Raw genomic sequence first — 26,994 nt, forward strand, 5'->3', positions numbered from 1 at the left:
TACCCAAGTAACCTTAAGGTATTTGGGTATATTAACTATCGAATTGCTCACTTCTGTTCATGGATAGGGCTTTATGCTAAAGAACTTACTACCGATACTTATTGCGCTGCCACTAGTAGGCTGCGCTAGTTCATCTCTCAACACCAATAATACCTCTCCTGTCACTAGCTATTACGACTACCAACTCTACTCATCTGACGCTCAGCCTCTTTCGCTGCAACAATTCAGCACTGAGGTGAAAAACGCGGATGTAGTATTAGTTGGAGAATGGCACACTCATTCTGCGGTGCATCGCTTCCAAACGGATTTACTCAAACAGCTTGTTCAAAGTGAGCGAAAAATCGCACTTTCCATGGAGCAGTTTGCTCGCGACAAGCAAACCATTGTTGATCAGTACTTAGCTGGCGAGATCGGGGAGCAACCATTAATTAAACAGGGTAATGCCTGGCCGAATTATGAAAGCGATTATCGCCCTTTAATCGAGTTTGCCAAAGCGAATCAGATCGATGTAATCGCAGCAAATGCGCCGCGGCCAATTGTTCGTTGTATTGGTCGAGAAGGAAAGCCGTACCTCGAAAAATTACCAGCAAATCAACGAGATTGGGTTGCGGCAGAGATAAACACTGACAACTCACCTTACAAAGCTAAATTTATGCAGTCGATGCACCACGGTGAGCCCGAACAAACGGAAAAGCACTTCGCCGCACAAATGACATGGGATGAGACCATGGCCGAGAGCATCGTCAACTACCTTGCCGAACACCCGAATCATCAACTCATGCACATTGCAGGCAAATTTCACATCGAGGATGGTTTAGGGACCAAAGCGAGTATTTTACGTCGCAACCCCAATCTAAATGTTGTTGTTATCTCTCCCGCCGTTGATTTGAATTCACTAAGCACGGATTACCAACTCAACGTTTTGCCACCACCAGCGCGCTATGTTCAACAAGAAAACCGTTTGAAAGCTTTTCAAGCCATGGGACACCAGCGTCGTGAACTAAAATGCGAATAACGAGAGCCTGATTTAAGCACTTTCAGCTTTCTATCGACACGAAAATTAATCCGTTTTGTCTCTTTAAACATATTGGCTCAATTTTTGCTGATAAAAAAACCATAAATTCTCGCTATATTTCACACAAGTTTTTCACGCTTCGGTCGATACTATGATTGAGGAATGTTAGAGGAGACAATTATGACACCAGTAGGAATGGGGCCAGCATCGCTGACACCAACCCAACAGGTTACGCCTCAAGCAAAACCTGCGGAGGCTAGCTCAAGCCAAGCGCCGCTAAAGGTTGAGCAAAATACAGTGACACTTTCTGAAGAAGGAAAAGCACTGCTTGCCGCACTGCAAGAGTTGGAAAAAGAATCTAAACCTGAAAAGTCAGTTGGAGATAAGGTAGAGTCTTTCGCTGCTGGCGCTCTCGGTATGGATCACCCAGATACCATCAAAGAGGAAGAAGACGATTCTTACTCTGCGGGGCAATTTGTTTCCGCTGCGGCAACGATTGGCGGCATACTACTCATGCTTGCCTGATCTTTTTGATCGGGCAAGTATTTAACTAAATTTCTTTTATCTTCACGGAAAAATCTGCTGTTTGTCCCAGTAAAGCTCATATGAACATAATGGTCTGACAATAGACTTTATGGATGAAGCTTACTATGAACGACTCTTTCTCTTTGATCGACAAGCCAACCTTCTTTGGCGCAATTGGCATGTTACTCTCCATCGTTTTGCCGCTGATGATCTTCCCCGAGCAAGGTGCAGAATGGATAGCAATCGCTAAAACCTTTATGACCGATAAGCTCGGTTTCCTTTACCTCGCACTCGGTTTAGGTGCATTTTTCTTTATGATCTATGTTGTCTTCAGCGATATGGGGCAAATCAAGCTTGGCGAAGCCAATGAAAAACCGGAATTCTCGACGGTATCATGGGCCGCTATGCTTTTCTGTGGTGGTATCGGCGCGAGTATCCTTTACTGGGGCTGTATCGAGTGGGCTTACTACTATCAATCGCCTCCTTTCCAACTCGAACCCGGCAGCGAAGAAGCGGTTCGCTGGGCAGCAACATACGGTATTTTCCATTGGGGCCCTATTGCTTGGTCAATTTACCTAATTCCTGCTCTACCTATCGCCTATTTCTACTACGTACGCAAACAACCGGTACTGAAAGTATCCAGTGCTCTAATGCCTGTTCTGGGCGAAGCTCGCAGCAAAGGCACTGCTGGTAAAATCGTCGATGTACTCTTCATTTTCGGGTTACTGGGTGGCGCTGCAACCAGTTTAGGTTTGGCCGCGCCTCTCATTGGTGAAGGTTTGCACTATCTATTTGGCATACCAAAAAACACCTTAAGCCAAGTGATGGTTCTGCTGCTGTGTACCGCGATTTTTGCTTACTCCTCTTATGCCGGACTAGAAAAAGGCATCAAGATCCTTAGCAACATTAACTTTTGGGGTGCAATGGGGCTGCTCGCCTTTATCTTAATCGCTGGCCCAACCATTTTCATGCTCGAAACTGGCTTAGATTCGATTGGCCGCATGTTGTCTAACTTCTTTGTCATGGCGACTTGGGCAGAACCTTTTGGTGGCTACGGCTCTTTTGAAGATACCCACTTCCCACAAGATTGGACCATTTTCTACTGGGCATGGTGGTTAGTATTTGCTCCTAGTATGGGCTTATTCGTTGCGCGTATCTCACGTGGTCGTACTATCAAACAGATGGTGTCGGGTTCGATTTTCTTTGGCTCTCTAGGCTGCTTCCTGTTCTTTATGGTACTTGGTAACTACGGCCTGTCGCTGCAGCTATCAGGAGAATTGGATGTAGTCGGTATTCTAAACGCAGAAGGGGCAACCAAAGCAATCTTCTCAATGTTAGAAGCGCTGCCAATGGGTACTCTAGTCATCGCCGTATTTACTGTGCTATGTATTATTTTTACCGCGACAACCTTTGACTCCATCTCCTACATTCTGGCTTCAGTTGTACAGAACAACGTCACTGAAGAGCCAATGCGTTGGAACCGTATGTTCTGGGCGTTTACCCTGTCATTCCTACCAACCGTATTAATGTTTATGGGTGGCCTAAGCACGTTGCAAACTGCTGCCATTGTTGGTGGCTTACCGCTACTTGGCATCTCTGTGATGTTAATGGTGTCAGCGGTACGTGCTACCTCACTCGATCTACGCCATCAAGAAGACTACGTTGAACCAACGATTAACATTGAAGAACTGCCTGATATCGATCCTTGGTCATCAGAAGGTATGGCATTAGCACGCTTTGAAAGAGCTCGTGATACTGCACAAGAAGCTGCGGAAGCAGAACGTTTGGCGATGAGCGAGTTGATGGCTGTACGCAAACAGATCCGCGCGTTTGCCCTAGAGCACAGCCTTGACGAGCATTTTAGTGACCATCACTTGCCGCAGGAGCTACAAGATGCACTTCAACAAGCACACGATAACGTAGCGAAAGCCAAAGAATATAAGCAGCAAGCATCTGAATTGTCACAACAGGCGCGAATGGATTTCAATGAATTGATTCCAAGCTAAAGAATTGATCCTTGGCAGTTCGCCATATTGCCAAGTATTGATATGGACTAATGGCTATTAGCTATTCTGTTCTTCTCCTTCCGTAAGTCAAAGCCCACTCTCTGTGGGCTTTTTTACAACTAACCAATAAAGAAACACAACCAACAATAAAAAACGCCTTAGACAAATGCTAAGGCGTTCAATCTCATCGGTTCATGGAATAGACACTTACCGACTAAGCATCTTGCTTCCCAACCATATGAAGATGGACATCTTGTTGTGGGAATGGAATTGAAATGCCTTCTCGGTCAAAACGCAGTTTCACTTCTTTAGTGACATCCCAGTAAACATCCCAGTAATCATCTGTTTTAACCCAAGGACGAACGATGAAATCGATAGAAGACGTGTTCAGAACATGCACTTTAATCATCGGCTCTGGTGCGCGCAGTACTGCCGGATGAGACGTGACAATATCCGTTAATACCGACTCTGCTTTCAGCAAGTCATCACCATAACCAATGCCAAATACCATGTCGACTCGGCGAATACGCTCATGAGTCACGTTTTTAATCACATCACCCCAAATCTTACTGTTTGGCACCATAATGATTTGGTTATCAAAAGTACGAATCGTGGTGTTAACTAAACTCATATGACTCACCTTGCCATCGACACCACCCGCGTAAACGAAATCACCCACATCAAATGGACGATAAATAAGTAACATCATGCCCGCAGCAAAGTTAGACAATGTATCTTGCAAGGCAAAACCGATGATGACACCGGCAATACCAAAACCGGTTAAGATTGGCGCAAGATTTAAGCCTATCTGCGACAAGCCAACCATAATCCCAATGACCCAGACCGCTTTACCTGACATCGAGATGAAGAAGTCTTGCATCAGTTGCGACATTTTGAGGTTCTTCGAGGACACGGTTTTGTTGACGATCTTACGTGTAATGCTGGCTAACCCCTTGGCGATCAGCAATATCAGAGCAAACACCATTAACTGGAACAGGTGCTGAGGCGCATTATCTACTAGCCAGTCAACCGCATTACTTGACCAATTAGAGATAATCGCCCAAATCACTTGAGTATTAAGCAAGTCATGAGTGATGTTGCCCGTGACTTCAAATGCTAGACGTTTATATTCTGACGTAGGCAAGCCCAGATGATCACCAATCGTAATCAAATCACGCAGACTTTTGGTAGCGATATCTAAGCGCTGTTTAATAATCAATTGGTTAAGTTGAATCGCCGCTTTCTCGGACTCAGGGCTCGTTGCTAGCTGACTTGTCGTAAATTCATGCTGTTGATTCAGATATTCAATTGAAGCCGATAACAAACGTAGACGCGTATTGGTGCCATCACGTAGTTTCTCCTCAAGCTTCGCATCCGGTTTATCGAGCTCTTTAAGCCACTTAATATTCTGCCAACTCGACTGATAGGTACTGTCCAAGTAGTACTGTAATTCGCGATAGTGATTAATCAATGAAAGCTTATCTTCTGACTTAGCATCATTTATTTGCTGATTAATCTGTTTGATTTTGTCATCTAAGTAACTTCTTGCTCCCTGAGAGTAGAGAATTTGTTGCTTTACTTGCTTTAGCAAAGTGGCCTCAGGAACACTTTTGTTATTGATAGCTAACGTTAGCTGACTTCGCAGATCTTCGTTTTTTTGAAAGAGCTGCAGTTGAATTGCATCACGCTGATCACCGGTTGCATTTTTAAGGTTATTGCCCAAATCGGCAATATCTTGATTGATTGAGGCCATCGCGAGCTCAGCCTTCGAAGGCTCGGGACTCGCTTGCTCTTGCTGCGCAAACCCTGTTACTGAAAAAAAGCTAATAAATAGCGCAAGAAAAAAATTCTTGCTAGAAATGAATGACATATACACCTCACATACAGAGCTAGTCGAAAAAGACTAACCGCATCCTTTCATTGCTGCATCAAATTGTGGTCAAAACTAAGTGTAGTGTTAATAAAGAATCGGAACTGTGAATTTACCTAGCAGAGCTTTAAATTATGTTTGAAGATTCAAATATTGCGGACACAAAAAAGGCTTACTAATGTAAGCCTTTTCAATCAATTAACGATTTGGGTGATTTAGGATATGGTCTTCCCAGTTCACCACTTCAATCTCGTAAACGACTTTATTACGCACACTTTCACCCGCTTTATGCATCGCAGATTTTGAGCCCGTGATGAGTGGGTGCCAATCAGGAAGTTGCTCACCGTTCGCCAATAGGCGATATGCACAAGTGTGCGGCAGCCACTGGAAGTCTTCGATATCTTCACGAGTCAACTTGGTGCAATCTTCATCAGAGGTAAAGCGGTTTTCGTAATCTTTACATGAACAAGTTTTGGTATTTAACCAGCTACACGCCACGTTGGTGTAGTAAATCTCGTCGGTATCTTCGTCCATGAGTTTATGTAGGCAGCACTTACCACAACCATCACAAAGTGCTTCCCACTCTTGATCGTTCATCTGCTCTAAGGTTTTAGTTTGCCAAAATTGTTCGCTCATAGACTCATACTTCGATTCCAAACAGGGTGCGATTTATACTCCTCCGAGCCAATAAGTTCAAGTCTAGCGCAACAATAAGCCTTCTGTTCTATCCTTAAAACGTCATTTCGACGTATTGAAAAAGGAGTCAGCATGGGGTTCATTTCATGGATTATTCTCGGCTTAATTGCCGGAGCCTTGGCAAAATGGCTAATGCCGGGTGATGACGGTGGCGGTTGGATTGCCACTATGGTGCTCGGTATTGCCGGTGCATTTGTGGGTGGCTTTGTCGGCGGTTTCTTCGGCTTTGGCGGTGCTGACGGCGTCAATATCGGCAGCATTGTTACCGCGACGCTCGGGGCTTTTATTCTGCTCTTTGTCTACAACCGTTTTATTCGTGGATAAAGCAGCTCGATAATACAAAGTTGCCACCGTACTCTAAGCCCCGCAAGGGGCTTTGTCAGTTAAGAGACTAGTAACCGAACCAACATTACTCTAGAATCCCCCCTCTTTATTATCCCCACTATTTTATTGCTAGAGGTGCAGCCATGACTATTTCAACTATCGATGTTTCTGATTGGTCACCATGCATCTCAGCTAAACTGAATCGAGGCTGCGGCGCTTGCTGTATTGCCCCTTCGATTAGTTCGCCTATTCCAGGCATGCCAAACGGCAAGCCAGCCGGAGTGCGATGCATTCAGTTAAATGAAAGCAATCTCTGTAAGATCTTCGGCCAACCGGATCGCCCTAAAGTTTGCTCAGCCTTTGATAGTGATGATGCCATCTGCGCTGGCGGCCCTGACAAAGCACTTGAGATTTTGCTCGATCTTGAAGGTGCAACCAACTAACTTGCTGAGATAAAAAAATCTCGCCGGGGGGGGGGCGAGATTTTGATTTAGGCGAGTGGATATGCGATGCGAACGCTTATTTAAGGTTCCACTTCGCTACAATGTCTTCAGCACGCTTCAGGAGTTCGATGCTTGAAGTTGATTGTACAAATGCCGCATTGTCACGTACTTGCTCTTGCGTGTACGCACCAGCGATAACCGGACCGACTTCCTCTTGAGCAACTAACCAGTGAATAGCAAGATGCGCAAGTGGGATGTTGGCTTCTTTGGCTAGCACTTTCAGCTCTTCAACACAGTTGAAGTATGGTTCAAATGCCTCACCGTTTAGTTTCGGGTTATTACGGCGGTCATCATTCTCATCCCAGTTGCCGCTACGCTTTAACGTACCCGTCAGCAAACCTTGCATTAGTGGTGAGTACGGCAAGTACTTCATATCGTGCTCTTTACAGAATGGCAGAGCTTCTTCACGCGCACGGTATTGCAGTGGAATATTGTGGTAATGCTCTGGATTCTGCTCAAGCAAATTGTACAAGCCTTGGAACGTCGCCACTTCCACACCAGCCATCATTTCACGCGTCATGTCCAGTGAGTAGTTAGAGACACCCACGTGGCGGATCTTACCTTGCTTTTTAAGCTCAGCTAGCGCTTCAGCCGTCTCGCTGATTGGCGTATTAGGATCTGGCCAGTGCACTTGATACAAGTCGATATAATCGGTTTGTAGACGAGTTAGTGAGTCATCGATCTCTTTAAAGATACTTTCTTTAGTTAGATCTTTACGCGTCTTCTTACGCTCATCTTGCGACCATGGCAAACCACATTTCGTCGCGATGATGATTGACTCACGCTTTTCATCTTTCAGTGCTTTACCTAGTACTGTTTCAGCGTGACCTTTGCCATAAACTGGCGCAACATCGAAGAAGTTAATCCCCGTATCTATCGCTGTTTTAATCGCGCGGATTGACTCATCATCCGTCACGTTGTTCCAAGTACCACCGATAGCCCAGCAGCCAAAGCCTACTGCTGATGCGTTCATATCTTTAATTTGTTTGAATTTCATAATTCTAAATTCCGTTATTTAAGCTCTGGCCAGTAACCTTGGTTCGCTTCGATCATTTCATCAAGGATCAGCTTAGCGACACGTGCAGAAGGAATGGTCTTGTTCAATGCAAATGCTTGTAGCGCTTTCTCGTATGAGCCTTCCAGAGCCGCGTCTACTAGACATTTTTCAGACATCAATTGTTGCATAAGCATACCTTGGTAGAAGTGTGGCACTTCGCCTACTTGAATTGGGTAAACTTTGTCGCGACCAAGCAGTGCTGGTACTTCTACCATTGCGTCATCCGGTAGACCTTTGATCAAACCATTGTTTGGAATGATCACTAGCCATTTTTGACGGAGATCGTAAGCCATAGACATGGCTACGTCAGCAATAAACTCGCCATGCACACCTACGTGGAATTTGCCTTCAACGTTACCGTCAGATGCTTTGATTTGCTCAATCGCTTCAAACATCTTCTTCTCACGACCTTCCATTACTTCGTTTGCACGAGTACGCTCTGGGTTAGATTGCTCAACAATCTCATCCGCCATGAGGTAGTACTGTAGGTAGGTGTTTGGTAAGTACTCTGGGAACATTTGTACCAGCGGCTTAGTGTTCTTAAATGTCTTGATCCAAGATGGCTCTGAGTGACAAGCGTTTTCCACTTCTTGCTCAGTGAGCATGCCGAACTTTTGAATATGTTCGCGTAGCGCCGGTAGCTTTTCTTCGCCATCCACTTTCACTGAAGTAAACCAACCGTAGTGGTTCAGGCCGAAGTACTCAACATCAAGCTCGTAACGGTTTACGCCAAGAATGTTAGATAGGTTACGCTCAATAGCCACAGGCATATCACAGATATTGAGTACGCGTGAGTTTGGACGTAAACGGTTAACTGCATCTGCTACGATTGCTGCTGGGTTTGAGTAGTTCAGCATCCAACACGTTGGCTTAGCAAAGCGCTCCATATGATCGATAAGTTCAATCATAGGGAAGATAGTACGCATACCATAAGCTAGGCCACCAGCACCACAGGTCTCTTGACCAACACAGCCATGACGTAGTGGGATCTTTTCATCTTGCTCGCGCATTTTGTATTGACCAACGCGGATTTGAGCGAAAACGAAATCTGCATGAGAGAACGCCACTTCAGGCTCTGTCGTGACAGTTAGATTCACGTGTGGAGCGTGCGTTTTTACTACGTAGTCTACTAGCACTGCGACATTGTCTTGACGCTCAGCATCGATGTCGTAAAGACGAATTTCTGCGATTGGGAAGTCATCGCCTTTCATCAATAGCGCTTTAACAATCCCGGCCGTGTAAGTAGAACCGCCGCCAGCAATAGCAATAATTTGTGGTTGTTTGTTCATAACCATCCTCGAGCAAATATCAGTAATTCATCATTCTTTAAAGGTTATACTTTGTATGACCTATTTCTTAATTGGTTCTATCCTATCTTTAAGATAATGCATGACAAATAATTAAACTGGATAATGTGATCTCAGCGCATTTATTTCGAGTATTGGTTATGGATATATTTAGTTTAAAATACCAATTTAGCGTGGCAAGTAAATCGCGAGTTTGTGTGCATCTGGATGGAACCATGCTTCGGTATAATCAAAGCGGCGGCCATCTTTGAGATTCGAGATCGAACGCAAATTCATTACCGGATGGCTCTTTTCCATATCCAAAAGTTTCATCAAGGCTTCATCAGGCTCAACCGCAGTAAACTCTTGACGACTGCCTTCAATTTGCATGCCTTTATCTCGCTCAACATAATCAAATTTTGATTTCTCTAAGGTTGAGATATTTAAGTCAGGAAACAGCGCTACCGGCATATAACTATCTTCAACAATTCTCGGAAAATCATCAACATACTTAACTCTTCTGATGTAATAAAGCGGCTCACCATCTTCGATGTCGAGCATTTTATGTATTGCGGGACTATCGGTAACCATACTGAATTGGAACACTTTGTAGCGCACCGCTTTATTACAACTGCCCAATATCTCACTAGTACCCGCTAAGCCTCTCAGCTCGTGGGAGTATTGTTTACCCAGCACATAAGTGCCTGAGCCTCGACGTTTCTCAACCAAATTTAACTTAACCAGTTCATCTACTGCTTTGCGAATGGTGATACGGCTAACGTCATAGTCCGCAATTAACTGCCTTTCTGTTGGCAGCGCGGTCCCCACTTCATACACACCGCTATTTATCTTTTGTTTAAGATCATTCAAGACCTTTTTGTATAACATTTTATTGATAACTCCAAATTAAAGGTTATATGAAATATAAGATAACATGACATATTAAATTATAGATAGGTCATATATCACAAATATCAACTCTCTAAGTTGTCATGACATTTTTAGATAATAAAGTACTCAGCAACCTACTAAGGAATGACACCTTGTCGTTTATTGCGCATTGGCTGTCATCTAGAAAAAATTACTAATAATTAATCGAGACAAAAACATGAACAAGGAAGCAATCACCACTTACCTCAGTGATTTATCACGGGCAATGTTGGCTCCTATTTACGTACTGCCGCTAGTCGGCTTTGTTATCGCGATTGGCGCTGCTGTGACTAACCCGGGAATTGTTGAACTATTGCCATTTTTAGATGCACCTTTTTTCAAAGGCATGGGTGAAGTACTGGTTTGGTCTACACTGAGCGTTCTGATCAACCTGCATATCATCTTTGCGGTTGGCATTTCTGTCGGTCTAGCTAAAAAAGATAAGCATCTAGCTGGCTTTAACGCCATGATCCTCTACTTCGTTTATCTCTACACCATGAACACCTATATGAAGTTCAATGGTCTGCTGATTGATGGCGATCTAGGAGGGACCGGTCAAGCCAGTATTATGGGCTTACAGGTTGTTGATACCGGTATTTTCGTGGGTATGCTGATTGGTATTATCAACGCCTACTTCCACAATAAATACAGCCAAAAGGTCTTAAATGGTGCGCTATCTCTTTACGGTGAATCTCGTTTAGTACTGATCATCATGCTGCCTATTACCATTGGTCTTGCTTTATTGTTTACCCATATCTGGCCACCAGTACAACAAGTGATTTTCCAATTTGGAGAGAACATTCGTGGCGCAGGCTCAATGGGTGTTGGTGTTTACGGTTTCCTTGAGCGCATTTTGATCCCAACCGGTCTGCATCATCTACTTTGGGTACCTATGCACTTCACCGATCTGGGTGGTTGCCAGGTGATTGCCGAGCAAACTTACTGTGGTGTAGAAAACATTTTCCTTGCTGAAATTGGTGATCCAGAGACCACTCGTCTATCTAGCTCAATCATTTTTGACTCACGCAGCCTAGTGAAGATCTTTGGTCTAACAGGTGCTGGTCTTGCGATGTACCACTGCGCTGATGCGGACAAACGTGAAAAAGTAAAAGCGATTGTTTTCCCTGCTATCGCGTCATCTATCTTAGTAGGCGTCACTGAACCGATTGAATTCTCGTTCCTGTTCGTTGCACCAATTTTGTTTGTTGTACACGCAATTCTAACCGGTCTGTTTATGTCTCTACTGGCGGTGTTCGATATCGTTGCAGTAGGTAAAGGCGGCCTAATTGACTTTATCGTTTACAACGTACCACTTGGTACAGAAAAAACTGATTGGCCATATTACCTCCTAATGGGTCTGGTTCAGTTAGCGGTTTACTACGTCGTGTTCCGCGCGCTTATCACTAAGCTAAACCTAAAAACGCTGGGGCGTGGTGAAGCAGAAATGAAGTTGCACAACAAAGCGGATTACAAAGCCAAGCAGCAAGGCCAAGCAATTGATGCGGCAGCGGGTCAATACAACTCAGCAGCGATTATTAAAGGTCTTGGTGGTAAAGAGAACATTGTTGATGTACAAAACTGCTACACTCGCCTTCGTGTTGAAGTGCGAGATCCAGAACTGGTCAATGAAGCCATTATTCGTGAATCAAACCCTATGGGCGTGGTACTCAAAGGCACCAATATTCAAATCATCTTCGGCAGCCACGTTGCATCAGTAAGACAAGAAGTGAATGAACACTTACAAGTGATGGCTTGATGATTCACACCTAAAAAGCTTAGAACGCTACGCTCTAAGATACTAGAGTCGAGAACATGAGAGTCGAGAGGAACTTCTTCTCGGCTCTTTTCTTTATCTACCATGCAGACTCTTTCTTTATCTCCACTATTCCAACTCTCTGTTCCTTCTCATTTAGCCTTTCTCAATTCTCCAGTAAGAAACAAACACCCAAATAAAAAACAGCATAAACACAAAGTCGTTAAGACCATAGATTGAGTAGAACAGCCCAGCGAACAAGTCTTGTTGGTAAACATCGGCGAGACTATTACTGCTTATCCAACGCAGCCAAGCGACCACATAGACCAATTTCTCTAGAGAAAAAGCAGCCGCTAACCAAGTTAAATTGGATGATATCGCTGACGCTCCCAAGTAGGCTAAACCCCAAACCATAATCATCAGCAAGCCAAAATTCGACATGACCACTGGATCAAATTGGTTGATCACTTGATTAGTCAAGCCACGTGAAAACAGCAATACGCCGCCAATATTCATCATTGCCGCGGCAATAAACCCCCATTTAACCTTGCTGCTATGCGTCATCTCATCGCTCCAAATTCTGTTCTATCCAAATCAGTTCGCCTTGAGTCTTCACTACAAAATATAGATAGCCACACCTCACCGCGCTACGATTCTTTTAAACTTGGGGGATACAGAATAGTAAGTTTGTCATGTTGCTATTGCAGCAGAATACGAAAAAAGCCAGAGGGTATCTGGCTTTGATGAGGGGGATATTTCATTGAGAAGCAAGAATAATGGCTAAGCTCTCACGGGAGAAGATTTCTTACTTCGTATTACATCGCGTATTTTGAGCAGTAAAATCATAGTAGCGAGCATCAGCGTAATCGCGTTAGCGACAATAATCGGCCAGTCTTGCATTGCAATGCCGTACACAAGCCAAAGAAACACACCAAAGACAAAGCAGCTGTACATCGCTAAAGAAATCGATTTGGTATCACCAGTTTTTAAGATGTGAAGTACTTGAGGAACAAAAGAACACGTCGTACAAAACGCGGCAACATAGCCAAGAATCGTAATATCTATCATCTAGTTATACCCAAGATAAATCATTCGACAGAAAAATGCCCCGCTTATTGCAGGGCATTATCTAGCGTTTAGGCTTATTTCATTTCAACCCAGAACTCTTTGTTGGCTTCTAAAAGGTCATCTAGAATCGCTTTTGCTACCGATGCACTTGGGATCGTTGCAGACAGAGTAAGCGCTTGCCATAGTCGTTGTTTTGACTGTTCTACGTGAGCTTGAACAACCAGTTTTTCTACCGATACTTGTTGGCTCATCATACCTTTTTGGAACTCAGGAATTTCGCCAATTTGTAGTGGTTTCGCACCCGTGTTATCAACGATACATGGGATTTCAACCATTGCTGTTGGGTCAAAGTTGCTGATCGCACCATTGTTAGGGACAATCAGTAGCATGCGCTCTTTGGTGTTGAATGCAATAGCTGTTGCAAGGTCAACAATGTAAGACGCGTGTTCTTCAACTTCAATCGTTGTATCTACCGCGGTACCTGCTGCGATAATACGATGACACTCAGTAAACACTTCTTTCTCACGACCTTCCATTACTTCGTTAGCACGAGTGAACTCTTTATTTGAGTGCTCTACTACATAGTCTGGGTACATGTAGTATTTTAGGTAAGTGTTTGGAATCGTTTCTGGGTCTAGTGCGTATACATCGCGAACCTTGATAAAGGTCTCTTTCCAAGACTCATCCGTATGCTGAGCACCATTCATCGCGCTTGGTGGTAGGTAACCAAACTCTTTGATGTACTCTTTGATGCGTGGCATCAGATCTTCACCCGTTTGCGCGTCTTTAAACTCTTTCCACCAACCGAAATGGTTTAGACCGTAGTACATGATGTCGAACTGTTTACGATCTTCGTAGCCCAAGATTTCTGCGATACGCGTTTCGATACCAATTGGCATGTCACAGATGTTCAGTACTTTTGAGTTTGGACGCATTACACGGCAAGCTTCAGCAACGATAGCGGCTGGGTTTGAGTAGTTCAGCATCCAAGCGTTTGGTGAGTATTTTTCCATGTAATCGATCATCTCGATTACCGCAGGGATCGAACGTAGACCGTAAGCCATACCACCAGCACCACAAGTTTCTTGACCTACACAGCCATGGCGTAGCGGGATCTTCTCATCTTGCTCACGCATTGCGTATAGACCAGCACGGATGTGTGCCATACAGAAGTCGATATCAGTGAACGCTTCTTCTGGATCAGTTGTGTAAGAGAACTCGATGTGTGGAGCTCGTTCTTTAAGTAGAATCTTACACGCTTCAGCAACGGTTTCCTGACGCGATGCAAAGTTATCGTAGAATTTCAGCTTACGGATCGGAAAACGATCTTGGTTTTCAAGCAACATCATCACGATGCCCGGAGTGAATGTTGAACCGCCGCCTGCAATAACTACTGAGAATTCTTTTTTCATGATATGCCTCTTTTGGATTGGGCGGCGTCTTAACCGCCCATTTGATAACTATTAAATTAATTACTGAGATTTTTTATTTTGGTTTTAACTAGCCGGACTGGGTGTTAGCTCATCCACTTTCTGTTCTGCTTTGTAAACACTAACTATCTTTTCGCACTCCTCGCGCAATTGTGGGACGCTTAGACCGATGATCACTTGTACCGCATTACCGTTTTTAACCAAGTTCACCGCGCCAGTGCTCATAAAATATTCTGCTGATTCAACCTTGGCTGGGTCTTTTACTGTCACGCGCAGTCTCGTTGCACAGTTACTTAGGTCCGCGATATTTTCTACCCCGCCCAAGCCTTGCATGGTTTCCACGGCTTGAACTTGTAGTGAGCTTGCACCTTGTGCACCTTTGCCTGTAATGCCATGTTTCTTGTTGAAATCATCTTTAGTATGTAGCTTCAGTTCGCCTTCGCCGCGCCCAGCAATAGGCACATTGAACTTAACGATGAGAAACTTGAACACGAAGTAGTAAATCACGGTGAAACATAGACCAATCGCGATTTGAGTTACTACCATGCTGGTGTGGTTGCCAAGCAGCGGAATCCAGTTACCCGTCGCAAATTCGATCAGACCGCCACCCATGTTGCCGACTACGCCGAAGCTGTACATCACCATAGCCATTGTGCCTGCAAGAATTGCGTGAACCGCAAATAGCCATGGCGCAATAAATAGGAAGGTAAACTCTAGTGGTTCAGTAATACCCACAAGCACTGCTGTTAGTGTTGCTGGGATTAATAGTGCAGCAACTTTCTTACGGTTTTCTGGTTTTGCGGTGTGGTACATCGCAAGAGCAATACCAGTACAACCAAAGATCTTAGAGTTACCGTGCAAGGCAAAGCCACCTGCAGGGAAAAGATCCACCATTGCTTGACTAGACTGAGTAAACATTTCTAGGTTCGTGAACCAGTCAACTGCAATGCCATTTGGAGTAGCAATGTTGCCGTAAACAAACGGAGCGTAAACGAAGTGATGCAGACCAGTTGGGATCAAGATTCGCTCTAGGAATGTATATAGCCACACACCAAATGAACCTGACTCAACCATGAAAGTTTGGAGACCTAAAATACCGTGTTGAATTGTTGGCCAGACGTAAAGGGTTAACCAAGCTGCTGGCAGCATGGCAAAGAATGAGATCATCGCGACAAAAGAAGCACCTTGGAAAATGCCTAAGTAAGAAGGTAGCTGTTTTTCGAACGTACGGTTATGAATCCAAGTCACCAGACCTGAGATGATAATGGCACCAAAAATACCGGTATCGATAGTCTTAATACCTGCAATTTCAGTTAGACCTGACGTGCCGCCAATTGGTTGTGAAAAGTCCACACCAAAGAATTCACCCCAGAACCCACCCATTGCACCAACAAAGTAGTTGAAGGTTAAGTAAGAAACCATCACCACCATAACTGCGCGAGCGTGAGCTGTTTTTGCTAAACCAATTGGCAAGCCAACTGCGAATAAAAGCGCCATATTACGGAAGATGGTCCAGCCACCCTCTTCAATGACTTGTAACACTTGATAATACAGACCGTTTTTATCCGCTAGATCGCCAACAAAAACCGGGTTTTTAAGAACAATGGTCAATCCGACTAGTATCCCAACAAACGGGAACAGCAAAACCGGGGTAAACATTGCTCCGCCTAAACGTTGTATCGCACTCAACATGGGCAGGGTCCTTAATTTGTTATATATCTTTTTCAGAGTGTTCCGTCTTTCGACAAGATTTAAGTTACTCCCCAGAAATAGATATGACAAATATAAGATATGTTAAACGTGATCAGTAACAAATAAGAGATGTATTTTGAGATTTCGCTCAATATTTAACATCAATGAATAACAATTAATCGCATTTTCACTTTAAGTCGCTAATTTAAATGTGTGATAGAGCTCAAAGGTTATTGATTTGTACTATTTAAATGTGCTAAATTCAGCCCTTAAGAGAGGTGCAATATGCTTTATAAGAAGGTGATGCAAGATCTACGTTCTCGCATCGATTCAGAAGAATTCTCAATTGGTGATACTTTACCAACTGAAAAAGAGTTAATCGCGCATTACTCTGTAAGCAGAATTACTATTCGTAAAGCTATCGACGAACTAGTGGCACTTGGCATGGTCGAAAAACGCCAAGGGGCTGGTACAACGATCATCGGTAAAACCATGGTTAGCTCGATGCTAGCTTTGAAGAGTACTAAAGAGTATGTCAATGATCCGGCCACTAAGCTGGAATACAAAATTTGTGAGTTCTCACTGATTGAAGCTGACGAAGATCTTGCCGAGATACTAAAGATTGGCTTAGATGAAAAAGTTTATTTCATCCGTCGATTTAAACTCGTTAACGGCGTGCCTTGTGTCTATGAAGACTCGTATATGCCCGCGGCGATGTATCCAAAAATGAACGTGATGTCTTTAGAGGACTCAAAATATCGCTATTTGGAGCAAGAGCTGGGTTTCGAAATTGATGGCGCATATCAAGACTTTGAAGCCATCATGCCCGATGAACATATGAGTAACACATTGCAAGTCGACGCGAATAAACCACTGATGTGTATTTTGTCGACAGGCATTCTTAAAGATGGTCGTATCTTCGAATACACCAAAATTACATCCAAACCCGGCTCAATGTCGTACAAGCATTATCTAAAACGCGGATAGCTATTTTTGAGAGCCTAACCATAAAGGTTTAGGCTCTCACTGCTCGCTGAATACTATCCCACAGAGACAAAAAATCGCCCCGAAGGGCGATCGTTTGTGCTTATTTTACCGATGTAAAATTCATCGGCTCAATGTGATACCCTCAAAGAGCAGTATCAATTGTTACCCAGTTCACGCAGGTAAAGGTAAATCGTATCTCGCGAAATACCTAATTGGTTAGCAACCATCAGCACCGCATCTTTAATTTTAAATACGCCCAAACCATGTAAGCGTGTGACGACCTCTCGATTACGCTTTGAAGGAGCTATCGCTTCATTCTGCCAAACCTCGGTTTGCACTGAATCGATGGTACTTTCAATCGTCTCATCAATGTTTCTGGCAAAAGTCTCAGGCGATGTCATCTCCAACTCGTTATCGGTACGAGGTGGCAATAACGTTTTTAGGAATGACTGAATAGGTGCATCCATATCAACGTTAATACACAACAAACCGATCGGCTTATTTTTCGGGTTTCTAACAATGGTTGTAATTGAGTGCAATGTCTTGCCGCACATCGTTTTAGTCAAGTACGAGTCAGAGACGTCTTTGCCCTCTTTTAGTTTCATTAAAGCTAAGTTAGTAATTGGCGCACCTTCGCCTCGTTCTGTGACATGGCCATTCGCGATTTTTATGATAGCCGGAGATTCGGCATCTAAGCTGTGGAGCACGACTTCGGTATGTTCGCCATACATGCGAGCAATTCCGTCAACCACGTTTTTCATCGAGTGAAGGATATCTAAATCACTTTTGGTCAGTTTTTTAATTTCCAATCTACTTACCTTAGCTAAAATAAATGGGGCTTGAAAACAGACTCCAGCAACCGGCTGTAATGAGTCATGTAGTCAAGCCCAAGCTCACCATAATATGTAACTCTTCGCTTACTATACCTTGATTTAATTACCAAGGTTATTGATTACTTTCACTTTCCTCTAGAAGTTGCAGCAAGCGCTATCTCATTCTCAATCCTTGAAAACTCAATAACTGATACATAGCGCGTATCTATGTACGAGGGAATCATTCTATTGCTGCCAAATTACCCTTTAGTGGACCGTGATTTCACCGAAGCGAATTGTGATTAACAATTATAGTTTGTGAGCAATCGCTTCAACTTCAATAAGAACGCCTAGTGGCAGATCTTTAACTGCGAAACAGCTACGTGCTGGGCAGTCAGTTTTAAAGAAATCTGCGTATACTTTGTTAAACTCAGCGAAGTCAGAAATGTTTGCTAGGTAACAAGTTGTTTTAAGAACTGTGTCGATGCTACCGCCGCCTGCTTCTAGAACAAGCTTAAGGTTAGTTAGTGATTGAACGCTCTGCTCAGTGATACCACCTTCAACTACTTTACCCGTTGCGCCATCTACAGGTAGCTGACCAGAAGTAAAGATCATATCGCCACAAGAAGTGCCGTGTGAGTATGGGCCAATCGCTGCTGGAGCTTGTTCCGCGCTGATCACTTTTTTCATGATTTTCCTCATATATATTTTATTTTTTTAATCAAATTGTTTTGAGAAACAACTTATCACGGGGCTATACTCTCAACAAAATATGATTAAAACAACCGAATTAGATCACATTTTGATGAAAATTCACGTTATAACCTAAAAATCCTCAAATATTTCTGATTTCATACCAATCAAAAAATTCAAATTAATACGAATTTTCAATTAACAATCGCTTGCGATAGCAAAATCCAGAAAAGCAAATTAGGCAAAAGTGACATTCTTTGACTATGTTCAGCAGGTACTCTCACAGAGGATCCTGTCACTATGAATAAACTTTTAGCAGAAACTTTTGGCACATTTTGGTTGGTCTTAGGAGGCTGTGGTAGTGCAGTTCTTGCCGCCGGATTTCCCGACGTTGGCATCGGACTACTTGGCGTATCGCTCGCGTTTGGCTTAACCGTGGTGACCATGGCCTATGCGATTGGGCATATCTCGGGTTGTCATCTAAACCCTGCGATCACCGTTGGATTGTGGGTTGGTGGACGCTTTGATGCAAAAGATGTTTTCCCTTACATTATTGCTCAAGTTATCGGCGGGATTATTGCTGGTGGCGTGCTCTATATTATTGCCACAGGTCAAGCAGGATTTGATGTGCCCGCTTCTGGTTTTGCCGCAAATGGTTATGGCGAACATTCTCCTGGTCAATACTCACTTGTCGCCGCTTTGGTGTGCGAAATTGTCATGACAATGATGTTTCTGCTTGTGATTATGGGTGCAACTGACTCTCGTGCACCGCAAGGATTTGCACCGCTGGCGATCGGGCTCTGTTTAACCCTAATCCATCTCATCTCTATCCCAGTAACCAATACCTCGGTCAACCCAGCACGTAGTACAGGCGTGGCCGTATTTGTCGGCGATTGGGCTATCAGTCAACTATGGCTATTTTGGATCGCACCGATCATTGGCGCGGCTTTAGGGGCATTGGCTTACAAGATGCTTGCTGGCAAAGAAGGGTAAAGAGAACGCGTTGCTACGGAACGCTAGCGCTACGGATTTGGGAACGCTTCGCTACGGAAAGATAAGATAGAACGCTGACGCTACGTCTCGCATCCGTAAGTGAGGCGACAGCCGAACGTTCCCACATCTCGCATCCGTGAGTGAGGCGACAGCCGAACGTTCCCACATCTCGCATCCGTGAGTGAGGCGACAGCCGAACGTTCCCACATCCCGCATCTGTGAGCGAGGCGACAGCCGAACGTTCCCTCATCCCGCATCCGTAAGTGAGGCGACAGCCGAACGTTCCCATATCCCGCATCCGCTCTACAAAAAAACCGCCTCTCGGCGGTTTTTTTAAAGCTTGTGGCGTCCAAGTAGAGAATGGGACAGCGTGGTTCCATCGACTAGTTCGAGCTCTCCACCGACAGGGACACCATGCGCGATGCGACTTGCATCAACTTGGTGTTCGCGGCAGAGTTCCGCGATATAGTGAGCGGTCGCTTCACCTTCCACTGTTGGGTTGGTAGCAAGAATCACTTCTTGTATATCACTACGACGTAAGCGGAAATCTAGCAGATCCAAGCCAATATCACTTGGCCCGATACCGTCAAGCGGAGACAAATGCCCCATCAAAACAAAGTATCGTCCTGAGAACTGACCTGTCGCTTCCACCGCTGCGATATCAGCAGGGCTTTCTACCACACAGAGCTGACCATTTTCTTGGCGCTTAGGATTCGTACAGATATGACAAACGTCTTCTTCGGTAAAGGTACGACACTCGCTGCAGTGACCGATCTCTGTCATTGCTTGGCTTAGTGCATCAGCCAATTGAAGGCCGCCTTTTCTATCTCGCTGTAACAAATGAAAGGCCATACGTTGAGCCGACTTGGGGCCAACCCCAGGTAGACAACGTAAGGCCTCCATCAATTGCTCCAGCATATGACTGGTGCGCATTTACTAACCTTCAGTGATTAGAATGGCATTTTCATGCCTGGTGGTAGTTGCATACCGCCAGTCACTTGCGCCATTTTTTCTTTTTGCGTTTCTTCTACGCGACGCGCCGCATCGTTAAATGCCGCTGCGATTAGATCTTCAAGCATCTCTTTGTCGTCTTCCATTAGACTCTCGTCAATTTCTACACGACGTACGCTATGGCTACCAGTGATAGTCACTTTAACTAGGCCAGCACCTGACTCGCCAGTTACTTCCATATTTGCGATTTCTTCTTGAAGCTTTTGCATACGCTCTTGCATTTGCTGGGCTTGCTTCATCAGGTTGCCCATACCGCCTTTACCAAACATGTTTATCTCTCTGGTTATGCTTAGCAAAACCTTACTCGATTCGGGTTCTACTAACTGCTTGTGGTTTTAATACTAAATGGGGCCAAAAGGCTTACTTTCAACCCTAAACTGGTCTAACGCTATCTTTATCTAGCTCCGCAGCAAAGCGGCGCTCTATAAATTGTACATGAGGATCTTGTTCTAGACTGTCAAATGCCTGTTGTAATTTACCTTGGTAGAGCGCATCACGCAGCTCTAGCGGCGTTTGACCTTTAGTGCCAATTTCGACACTTAGGTGACATTCTTCACCCAGCTCACCATTCAATGCTTCTAGCAATTCGGCTTGCGCTCGGTCAGTATTTAAGTGCGCCTGTTCTGCTCGAAGGGTCAATGAAATGGTTGAACCATTCTTCTCATAAAACGAATTCAGAGCAAGCTGCTCAACTAATTTGGCTGTATTCAAACGAGTGATTAACGCTGCCCACTCATTTTGTTCTACTGATTCATCAGCCAATTTCTTGGCCATTTCAGGTGTCTTTTCGTGCTCTAGCGCCTGTTTAATTTGCGTTGGCGTGAGCTCGTTTTTCTCTTGCGTGACTTGTGGTGAAGTAGGCGTCCAACGATAGGCCTCGTCCTTTTTTTCCTCCGTTACTGGAACAGAAGGTAAGCCATGCTTTTGCAGCGACACCTGCGCAGAACCCGCGTGTTTTTGTGCTACACGATCGAGAACTGATTCTTTTTTAGCGGCAGATGTCGCATTAGCCTTTTTTGGCGTATTGCCACCAGCAGGCGCTTGACCTGTACGTTGCGAACGCAATTGGTGGCGCAAGCCCGCCATCGATGGGCGTGCTGGCGGAGTCGACTCATGCTGTGGTGTAGGCTGAACCGGTGCGCTTGGTACAGGGGCAGAGCCTTGGATTGGCGCTGAGTCATACTCTTCGTAGTAATCTTCTGGTGGTGGTGCTAAATCATACTCAGGCGCCATTGGGCGAGCAGTTTGCTGTCCAGTAATTTCGTGAACAGGAGCTTGCTGAGCAGGGGCTTGCTGCATCGGCTGAGGCGTCTGTTGAGCTACGCTTGGCTGCGATGTCACTTGCTGTGGCGCTACTTGTGGCGGCAATGATGGACGCGCTTGTGCTGCCATATTAGTAGGCGGCGGAGTCGCTGCTTGTGTTTGAGTCGGGGGCGATGTTACTGGAGCCGCGGTTACCGGAGCCGTTGACTGTGGCTCTACACTTTGCGTAGAAATAACATTCGCACTGGCAGGCGCAGGACGAAACGCCATCATGCGCAACACAACCATTTCTAAACCAACACGTTGAGATGGAGCAAACGGTAAGTCTTGGCGGCCTTTCAAAGCAATTTGGTAGTAAAGCTGCACGTCTTCAGGAGAAAGAGAACGGCTCAGCAATTCCACTTTTTCTGCGTCAGGCTGCGCTTTGTCTAGTGTTGACGGCAAAGCTTGGTACATAGCAATGCGGTGCAGTTGCGTCGCTAATTGGTTGAGTAGACCATCCCACTCGACGCCATTTTGCGCTAAACGCAAAATCGCATCCATTGCCGTTTGAGCTTGCTTAGACGCAATCGCTTCGAGTAGATGCAGCGCTTGGTCAGTATCCAAGGTGCCGAGCATATGGCTAACTAGCTCAGTTTGAACCTGACCATTACCTAGAGCAATCGCTTGGTCTGTCAGGCTCAAAGCATCACGCATACTGCCGTCAGCTGCATGAGAAATCATGCCTAGTGCACGCTGCTCAAAACCAACACCTTCATGATTTAATACATGCTCAAGTTGTTGATGAATATCATCAACACTGATTGGCTTAAGATGGAACTGCAAACAGCGCGATAAAATAGTGACCGGTAGCTTTTGCGGATCGGTCGTCGCTAGAAGGAATTTCACATACTCAGGCGGCTCTTCAAGCGTTTTCAACAACGCGTTGAAACTGTGGCGCGAAAGCATGTGCACTTCATCGATTAGATAAACTTTAAAGCGACCACGTGCAGGTTTGTACTGCACGTTATCTAACAGTTCACGAGTATCTTCCACTTTGGTGCGCGACGCCGCATCGATCTCTAGTAAGTCAACAAAGCGACCTTCATCAATCTCACGACAAGTATCACACTGACCACAAGGCGTCGAGGTTATCCCTGTTTCACAGTTCAAACCCTTGGCAAACAAACGACCAATGGTGGTTTTACCTACCCCTCGCGTACCACTGAACAGGTAAGCATGGTGTAAGCGGTTCTGCGCTAAAGCATTCTCTAGAGCAGTTAATACGTGGGTCTGACCAACCACTTCATTAAATTTGGTTGGTCGCCATTTTCGCGCTAAGGCAAGATAACTCATGAACTATTCCGATTAGTGACCGTCGAACTCGCAGATGCTGTAAACATTCAGACCTAGTTTCTCTAGGCGCTTGTCACCACCGATTTCTGGTAGGTTGATAACGAATGCTGCGTGTTCCACTTCACCACCAAGTTGGCGGATAAGTTTAGTTGTTGCTTCAATGGTACCGCCTGTTGCTAGTAGATCGTCGACTACTAGTACTTTGTCGCCTTCATTGATCGCATCAACGTGGATTTCTAGTGTGTCTGTGCCGTATTCAAGATCGTAAGTTTGTGCCACCGTTTCACGTGGCAACTTGCCTGGTTTACGCACAGGAACAAAGCCCACACCCAATTCTAGAGCCAGTGGTGCACCAAATAGGAAACCACGCGCTTCTGTACCAACAACTTTGGTAAAGCCCATCTCTTTGTATTTATCTACAAGTAGCTGGATAGTTGCTTGGTAAGCTTGTGCATCTTCTAGCAGGCTGGTCACATCACGGAAAAGGATGCCTGGTTTTGGGTAGTCAGCAATGCTTTTGATGCTTGCTTTGATCAATGAGATTGTTTCAGTCGTCATAATTCTTTCTTAAGATTGGCTACGCAGTCGTAATCACTCTTGCTCACGACTTGCGAATTAATTGTTTTCACCTATTCAAAGCATAAAAAGCTTATGGTGAAAAAACAAACGCCCACGAAAATATGTGGGCATACTTCTCGCCAATCTTAGTGATTTTCTTCTTGGTCAGCAAGTTGCTCTATCACAGGCAAACGAATAAACCAGCTCAGCAAGACCACCAACATCACTGCTAGCATAATCTTTAACCAATCATGCGGCACGATATAGATAGAAAATGAAAAACTTGCCACCATGACAATGGCGCCACGCAGTTTTACTTTTTGTGAAACAGCACGATGTTGATGCCAATTAGAGATGATAGGACCAAATGTTGGGTGTTCGCTCAGCCAACGATGAAAACGCGGGCTACTGCGCATGAAGCAAGCACTAGCGAGAAGGACAAATGGTGTTGTGGGTAATACAGGAAGAAAGATGCCAAGGACACCTAAACACAAGCTGAGACCACCTATCAGGTTATACAACAAACGACGAATAACGATGGCTCAGCTCCAATTCAGTTAAAAACCAGCGTAACCGTTAAAGACGCGAATCCATGTCAATGTTGCTGGTAAGGTTGGGATCAGTAGTACTGCGATAAACCCAAGGAAGTAAAAGACATTATAAGGCTCTTTAAAATCTTTGTCTGCCATTGCTCAATCTCAAATCTGTAAGGAAAAGATAAAAGTTTCAAATCGAAATAATTTTGTTATCGAATTGTGTTCTTTTTGTTGAACTTGGCACTATACCTTAATATAGTGCCGACAAACACGGAGAGGAAATAGGGTTATTAACGAGGAAGAGCAATCAGTTTTTAGAAACGTCACTAATATCGAGAGAGAAGCTACTGGTACCTAAACGGCTAGAATTGATTGTACAGCGTCGGCCTATCGTCACATCACTGAGTCGTTGATTGCGCAGTGCACGCTCACCAAGACGACGACCGGATTCAGGTCGAATCGCACTATCACTATTAGCGACTAAACTCACATCAAGCCCGGCAGGTAAAATACTCACCGTACCATCCGCCACATTGGCAATCCCAAATACCGCATCAATTGGGGCAGCGCACTCTGTGCACGCCATTCCTTTCTCGATGATATCAACTAAATCTCGCAAATTAGCATTTTGCGACTTCAACCCACGAACATAATCATGGAACAGGGCTCGCACCAACAAAGTCGTTGCTGCTCCATGGCCACTTTCCATATCTGAATCAATTAAATAGAAAACGAATTGACCATTCATTACCCAAGCGTAATCAAACACCAAAGGCATAACTTCAGTCGATTGCAATAAACGATAACTGCAGCGCCAACTGCCTTGAGAGGTATCTTTTTCTGGCAACAGGGCTAAAAGAAAATCTTTTGCCGCTATGGGATGGCTTTCAAGATAATCGAGATGCCAATGCAGCTCCTGTTCTTCAGGTAACTCTGCACCATCAACCCTAAACCATTGGGAAGAAAAATCACGCTGATCAATGAGATAATTGTCTGCATCTTCTAGCGTGCTCTCGATTGCGTCGACCAGATTATTCGGATTAGAGATTGGTTTAGTTAGGAAGTCTTTGATTCCGCATTTCACCACTTTCGCAACATCGGCAATGCTTTCTGTCGCCGACACAACAATCATTGGTAGAGAAGGATAAGCAACGCTCACCTCTTCTACAAACTCTACGCCATTTAACACCGGCATAGATAAATCACACAAAACAAGATCAGGCTCTAAGTCGCGAAGATATTTCAGGCCTTGCAACCCGTCTTCTGCTTCCACTACTTCAAATCCTTGTGCTTCTAGATAGGCACTCGTGATTCGGCGAAAAATAGGATCATCATCCACCAGCATAATACGTCTCTTTTGCGCAGAGACACTGCCTGCTGGCAACAGTCGCGCTTGTGAAATCTTATGCATGGTACAGCCTCACATATCTAAGTCATCGAAGACACTTTAACTATAGTTCGCCCCTTACCACTCTCCACCGCAACAGTTGCAGTTTGAGAGCCATCACACGAACTGAGTTATTTAAAAATAAAACTCTCATTACCTTAGTAGTGAAGACCTGTTTATACAAATTGAAGAAATTTATGCAAATTTGCATATTAGATATGCTAAAAATAACATAAGATCTCATTAGTTGTTGATGTGTCTCAATCTTTAACAGAGATGATCGATATAAATTAACCCGATTCGTAAAAAAATGTGTCCGAATGATGAAACTAGATGATTTAAACCTCTTTCGACTGGTTGTCGAAAATGGGAGCTACACTGCAACATCACGCAAAACAATGATTCCGGTTGCAACAATTACGCGACGTATTCAAGCACTAGAAGACTCTCTGAACCTGCGTTTGCTTAATCGTCACGCACGGAAGCTATCATTAACTGAAGCTGGGGAACGCTTTTTCAACGAATGCTCACCTTTATTGCAACGTCTTTCCAATGTTACCGAAGAAATTTCTGACGAATGCCGAGGTGCCGCAGGCAAGATTCGTATTTCATCGCCGTCGAATCTGACTAAGCGCATGATGATGCCAATGTTTAACGAGTTTATGCGTCAATTCCCTGACATCAGCATTGAGCTCACTACGAGCAATCACGCTGATCAACTTGATCCTACTGAGTGGGATGTGATCTTCCGTGTTGGCCCTCAACGTGACTCAAGCTTAATTGCACGTAAGATCAGCTCTGTGAAGGATATTTTGGTTGCAAGCCCTGACTATCTGCATCACCACCCTGCTCCTGTACACGCAGAAGAACTGCATAACCATCAACTGCTAAAAGGTCATCCACTATTAAAATGGCAACTGATCAATGAAAGTGGTGAAGCCGTCGTTAACAATGATAAGGGTCGCTTTCAAGCAAGCGCACTGAATGTGGTTCGCAGTGCATGTTCTGAAGGATTAGGCATTACACTAATGCCAGACGTAATGATTCGCGAGTTCATTGAAGATGGTAGCCTAGTACAAGTACTGGGGGATTGGAGTGCCAACCCACGCGATATTTACATGCTGTACAACCACAAAGATCACCTACCTGAAAAGGTACGCCTATTTATCGACTTTGTGATTGCCTACAACATTCACTAATCCTAAAAAAGCTTGGCCCCGCCAAGCTTTTTTCTTATCCCGTCAGTGAGGCGCTAGCCGAACGT

General features: G+C 44.6%; 27 protein-coding genes. 9 read left to right on the forward strand and 18 right to left on the reverse strand.

From position 1 onward, the window contains the following. Window positions 1-73: 73 nt before the first annotated feature. The 3 genes from IRQ95_RS04935 (at window position 74) to IRQ95_RS04945 (ending at window position 3,546) form a co-directional block, all read left to right on the forward strand. Entirely contained in the window at window positions 74-1,015 is a 942-nt protein-coding gene (locus IRQ95_RS04935) for a ChaN family lipoprotein (protein WP_194435898.1), read from the forward strand. Window positions 1,016-1,195: 180 nt separating this feature from the next. Then, window positions 1,196-1,540, forward strand: coding sequence for a hypothetical protein (locus tag IRQ95_RS04940; protein ID WP_194435899.1), 345 nt, complete (start codon window positions 1,196-1,198; stop codon window positions 1,538-1,540). 125 nt (window positions 1,541-1,665) lie between these two features. Further along, window positions 1,666-3,546, forward strand: coding sequence for a BCCT family transporter (locus IRQ95_RS04945; RefSeq protein ID WP_194435900.1), 1,881 nt, complete (start codon window positions 1,666-1,668; stop codon window positions 3,544-3,546). A gap of 214 nt (window positions 3,547-3,760) precedes the next feature. Here IRQ95_RS04945 and IRQ95_RS04950 read toward each other — a convergent pair whose 3' ends face one another. Beyond that, entirely contained in the window at window positions 3,761-5,416 is a 1,656-nt protein-coding gene (locus tag IRQ95_RS04950; protein WP_194435901.1) for a mechanosensitive ion channel domain-containing protein, read from the reverse strand. 198 nt (window positions 5,417-5,614) lie between these two features. Further along, window positions 5,615-6,052 carry a YcgN family cysteine cluster protein gene (locus IRQ95_RS04955; RefSeq protein ID WP_194435902.1) on the reverse strand — a complete coding sequence of 146 codons (438 nt, stop codon included), beginning with the start codon at window positions 6,050-6,052 and terminating at the stop codon, window positions 5,615-5,617. A 132-nt stretch (window positions 6,053-6,184) separates the two neighbouring features. Here IRQ95_RS04955 and IRQ95_RS04960 point away from each other — a divergent pair, with 132 nt between their 5' ends. Further along, window positions 6,185-6,436: a GlsB/YeaQ/YmgE family stress response membrane protein gene (locus IRQ95_RS04960; protein ID WP_194435903.1), complete on the forward strand. Its 252-nt coding sequence runs from the start codon at window positions 6,185-6,187 to the stop codon at window positions 6,434-6,436. Window positions 6,437-6,579: 143 nt separating this feature from the next. Beyond that, window positions 6,580-6,879, forward strand: a complete 300-nt coding sequence (locus tag IRQ95_RS04965) for a YkgJ family cysteine cluster protein (protein WP_194435904.1) — start codon at window positions 6,580-6,582, stop codon at window positions 6,877-6,879. Between the two features lie 76 nt (window positions 6,880-6,955). Here IRQ95_RS04965 and IRQ95_RS04970 read toward each other — a convergent pair whose 3' ends face one another. From IRQ95_RS04970 to IRQ95_RS04980, 3 genes are all read right to left on the reverse strand, one after another. Beyond that, on the reverse strand, window positions 6,956-7,936 hold the full coding sequence (locus IRQ95_RS04970; RefSeq protein ID WP_194435905.1) for an aldo/keto reductase: 981 nt from the start codon (window positions 7,934-7,936) through the stop codon (window positions 6,956-6,958). Window positions 7,937-7,950: 14 nt separating this feature from the next. Next, window positions 7,951-9,285 (reverse strand): 6-phospho-alpha-glucosidase, encoded by a 1,335-nt coding sequence (locus IRQ95_RS04975; protein ID WP_194435906.1) that lies wholly within the window; start codon window positions 9,283-9,285, stop codon window positions 7,951-7,953. A 186-nt stretch (window positions 9,286-9,471) separates the two neighbouring features. Continuing rightward, window positions 9,472-10,170: a GntR family transcriptional regulator gene (locus IRQ95_RS04980; RefSeq protein ID WP_194435907.1), complete on the reverse strand. Its 699-nt coding sequence runs from the start codon at window positions 10,168-10,170 to the stop codon at window positions 9,472-9,474. Between the two features lie 220 nt (window positions 10,171-10,390). On the opposite strand from IRQ95_RS04980, the gene IRQ95_RS04985 reads away from it, so the two are divergent. Next, window positions 10,391-11,968 (forward strand): PTS transporter subunit EIIC, encoded by a 1,578-nt coding sequence (locus IRQ95_RS04985; protein ID WP_194435908.1) that lies wholly within the window; start codon window positions 10,391-10,393, stop codon window positions 11,966-11,968. 153 nt (window positions 11,969-12,121) lie between these two features. On the opposite strand, the gene IRQ95_RS04990 is transcribed toward IRQ95_RS04985, so the two are convergent. The 4 genes from IRQ95_RS04990 to IRQ95_RS05005 all read right to left on the reverse strand — a co-directional run bounded on the left by IRQ95_RS04990 (window position 12,122) and on the right by IRQ95_RS05005 (window position 16,155). Next, window positions 12,122-12,529, reverse strand: coding sequence for a hypothetical protein (locus IRQ95_RS04990; RefSeq protein ID WP_194435909.1), 408 nt, complete (start codon window positions 12,527-12,529; stop codon window positions 12,122-12,124). Window positions 12,530-12,745: 216 nt separating this feature from the next. Then, the gene (locus tag IRQ95_RS04995; RefSeq protein WP_194435910.1) at window positions 12,746-13,033 is read right to left on the reverse strand and encodes a SemiSWEET transporter; all 288 of its coding nucleotides are present in this window, start codon (window positions 13,031-13,033) and stop codon (window positions 12,746-12,748) included. Window positions 13,034-13,107: 74 nt separating this feature from the next. After that, window positions 13,108-14,445, reverse strand: coding sequence for a 6-phospho-alpha-glucosidase (locus tag IRQ95_RS05000; protein WP_194435911.1), 1,338 nt, complete (start codon window positions 14,443-14,445; stop codon window positions 13,108-13,110). 84 nt (window positions 14,446-14,529) lie between these two features. Beyond that, window positions 14,530-16,155 carry an alpha-glucoside-specific PTS transporter subunit IIBC gene (locus IRQ95_RS05005; protein ID WP_194435912.1) on the reverse strand — a complete coding sequence of 542 codons (1,626 nt, stop codon included), beginning with the start codon at window positions 16,153-16,155 and terminating at the stop codon, window positions 14,530-14,532. A 285-nt stretch (window positions 16,156-16,440) separates the two neighbouring features. On the opposite strand from IRQ95_RS05005, the gene IRQ95_RS05010 reads away from it, so the two are divergent. Continuing rightward, window positions 16,441-17,142, forward strand: a complete 702-nt coding sequence (locus tag IRQ95_RS05010; RefSeq protein WP_194435913.1) for a GntR family transcriptional regulator — start codon at window positions 16,441-16,443, stop codon at window positions 17,140-17,142. Between the two features lie 155 nt (window positions 17,143-17,297). On the opposite strand, the gene IRQ95_RS05015 is transcribed toward IRQ95_RS05010, so the two are convergent. Next, on the reverse strand, window positions 17,298-17,951 hold the full coding sequence (locus IRQ95_RS05015; RefSeq protein WP_194435914.1) for a helix-turn-helix transcriptional regulator: 654 nt from the start codon (window positions 17,949-17,951) through the stop codon (window positions 17,298-17,300). 312 nt (window positions 17,952-18,263) lie between these two features. Beyond that, window positions 18,264-18,644, reverse strand: a complete 381-nt coding sequence (locus IRQ95_RS05020) for a RidA family protein (RefSeq protein WP_075652729.1) — start codon at window positions 18,642-18,644, stop codon at window positions 18,264-18,266. Window positions 18,645-18,947: 303 nt separating this feature from the next. Here IRQ95_RS05020 and aqpZ point away from each other — a divergent pair, with 303 nt between their 5' ends. Further along, complete coding sequence (gene aqpZ / locus IRQ95_RS05025; RefSeq protein ID WP_194435915.1) at window positions 18,948-19,640, forward strand: aquaporin Z; 693 nt, start codon at window positions 18,948-18,950, stop codon at window positions 19,638-19,640. Window positions 19,641-19,973: 333 nt separating this feature from the next. On the opposite strand, the gene recR is transcribed toward aqpZ, so the two are convergent. The 7 genes from recR to IRQ95_RS05055 all read right to left on the reverse strand — a co-directional run bounded on the left by recR (window position 19,974) and on the right by IRQ95_RS05055 (window position 25,754). Beyond that, window positions 19,974-20,573, reverse strand: a complete 600-nt coding sequence (recR, locus tag IRQ95_RS05030; protein ID WP_194435916.1) for a recombination mediator RecR — start codon at window positions 20,571-20,573, stop codon at window positions 19,974-19,976. A gap of 17 nt (window positions 20,574-20,590) precedes the next feature. Beyond that, on the reverse strand, window positions 20,591-20,920 hold the full coding sequence (locus tag IRQ95_RS05035) for a YbaB/EbfC family nucleoid-associated protein (RefSeq protein ID WP_075649825.1): 330 nt from the start codon (window positions 20,918-20,920) through the stop codon (window positions 20,591-20,593). Window positions 20,921-21,023: 103 nt separating this feature from the next. Beyond that, window positions 21,024-23,249 carry a DNA polymerase III subunit gamma/tau gene (dnaX, locus tag IRQ95_RS05040; protein ID WP_194435917.1) on the reverse strand — a complete coding sequence of 742 codons (2,226 nt, stop codon included), beginning with the start codon at window positions 23,247-23,249 and terminating at the stop codon, window positions 21,024-21,026. A gap of 12 nt (window positions 23,250-23,261) precedes the next feature. Further along, window positions 23,262-23,807: an adenine phosphoribosyltransferase gene (gene apt, locus IRQ95_RS05045; protein ID WP_075708992.1), complete on the reverse strand. Its 546-nt coding sequence runs from the start codon at window positions 23,805-23,807 to the stop codon at window positions 23,262-23,264. Window positions 23,808-23,953: 146 nt separating this feature from the next. Further along, window positions 23,954-24,346: a YbaN family protein gene (locus IRQ95_RS05050; RefSeq protein WP_348541582.1), complete on the reverse strand. Its 393-nt coding sequence runs from the start codon at window positions 24,344-24,346 to the stop codon at window positions 23,954-23,956. Window positions 24,347-24,364: 18 nt separating this feature from the next. Continuing rightward, the gene (locus IRQ95_RS22290) at window positions 24,365-24,496 is read right to left on the reverse strand and encodes a hypothetical protein (protein ID WP_267254476.1); all 132 of its coding nucleotides are present in this window, start codon (window positions 24,494-24,496) and stop codon (window positions 24,365-24,367) included. A 154-nt stretch (window positions 24,497-24,650) separates the two neighbouring features. After that, on the reverse strand, window positions 24,651-25,754 hold the full coding sequence (locus tag IRQ95_RS05055; protein ID WP_194435918.1) for a response regulator: 1,104 nt from the start codon (window positions 25,752-25,754) through the stop codon (window positions 24,651-24,653). Between the two features lie 299 nt (window positions 25,755-26,053). Between IRQ95_RS05055 and IRQ95_RS05060 the strand changes: the two genes are divergently transcribed. Next, on the forward strand, window positions 26,054-26,929 hold the full coding sequence (locus tag IRQ95_RS05060; RefSeq protein ID WP_194436011.1) for a LysR family transcriptional regulator: 876 nt from the start codon (window positions 26,054-26,056) through the stop codon (window positions 26,927-26,929). Window positions 26,930-26,994: the final 65 nt, after the last annotated feature.

This window comes from Vibrio fluminensis (assembly GCF_015278125.1).
In the GTDB taxonomy this organism is placed as follows: Bacteria; Pseudomonadota; Gammaproteobacteria; order Enterobacterales; family Vibrionaceae; genus Vibrio; species Vibrio fluminensis.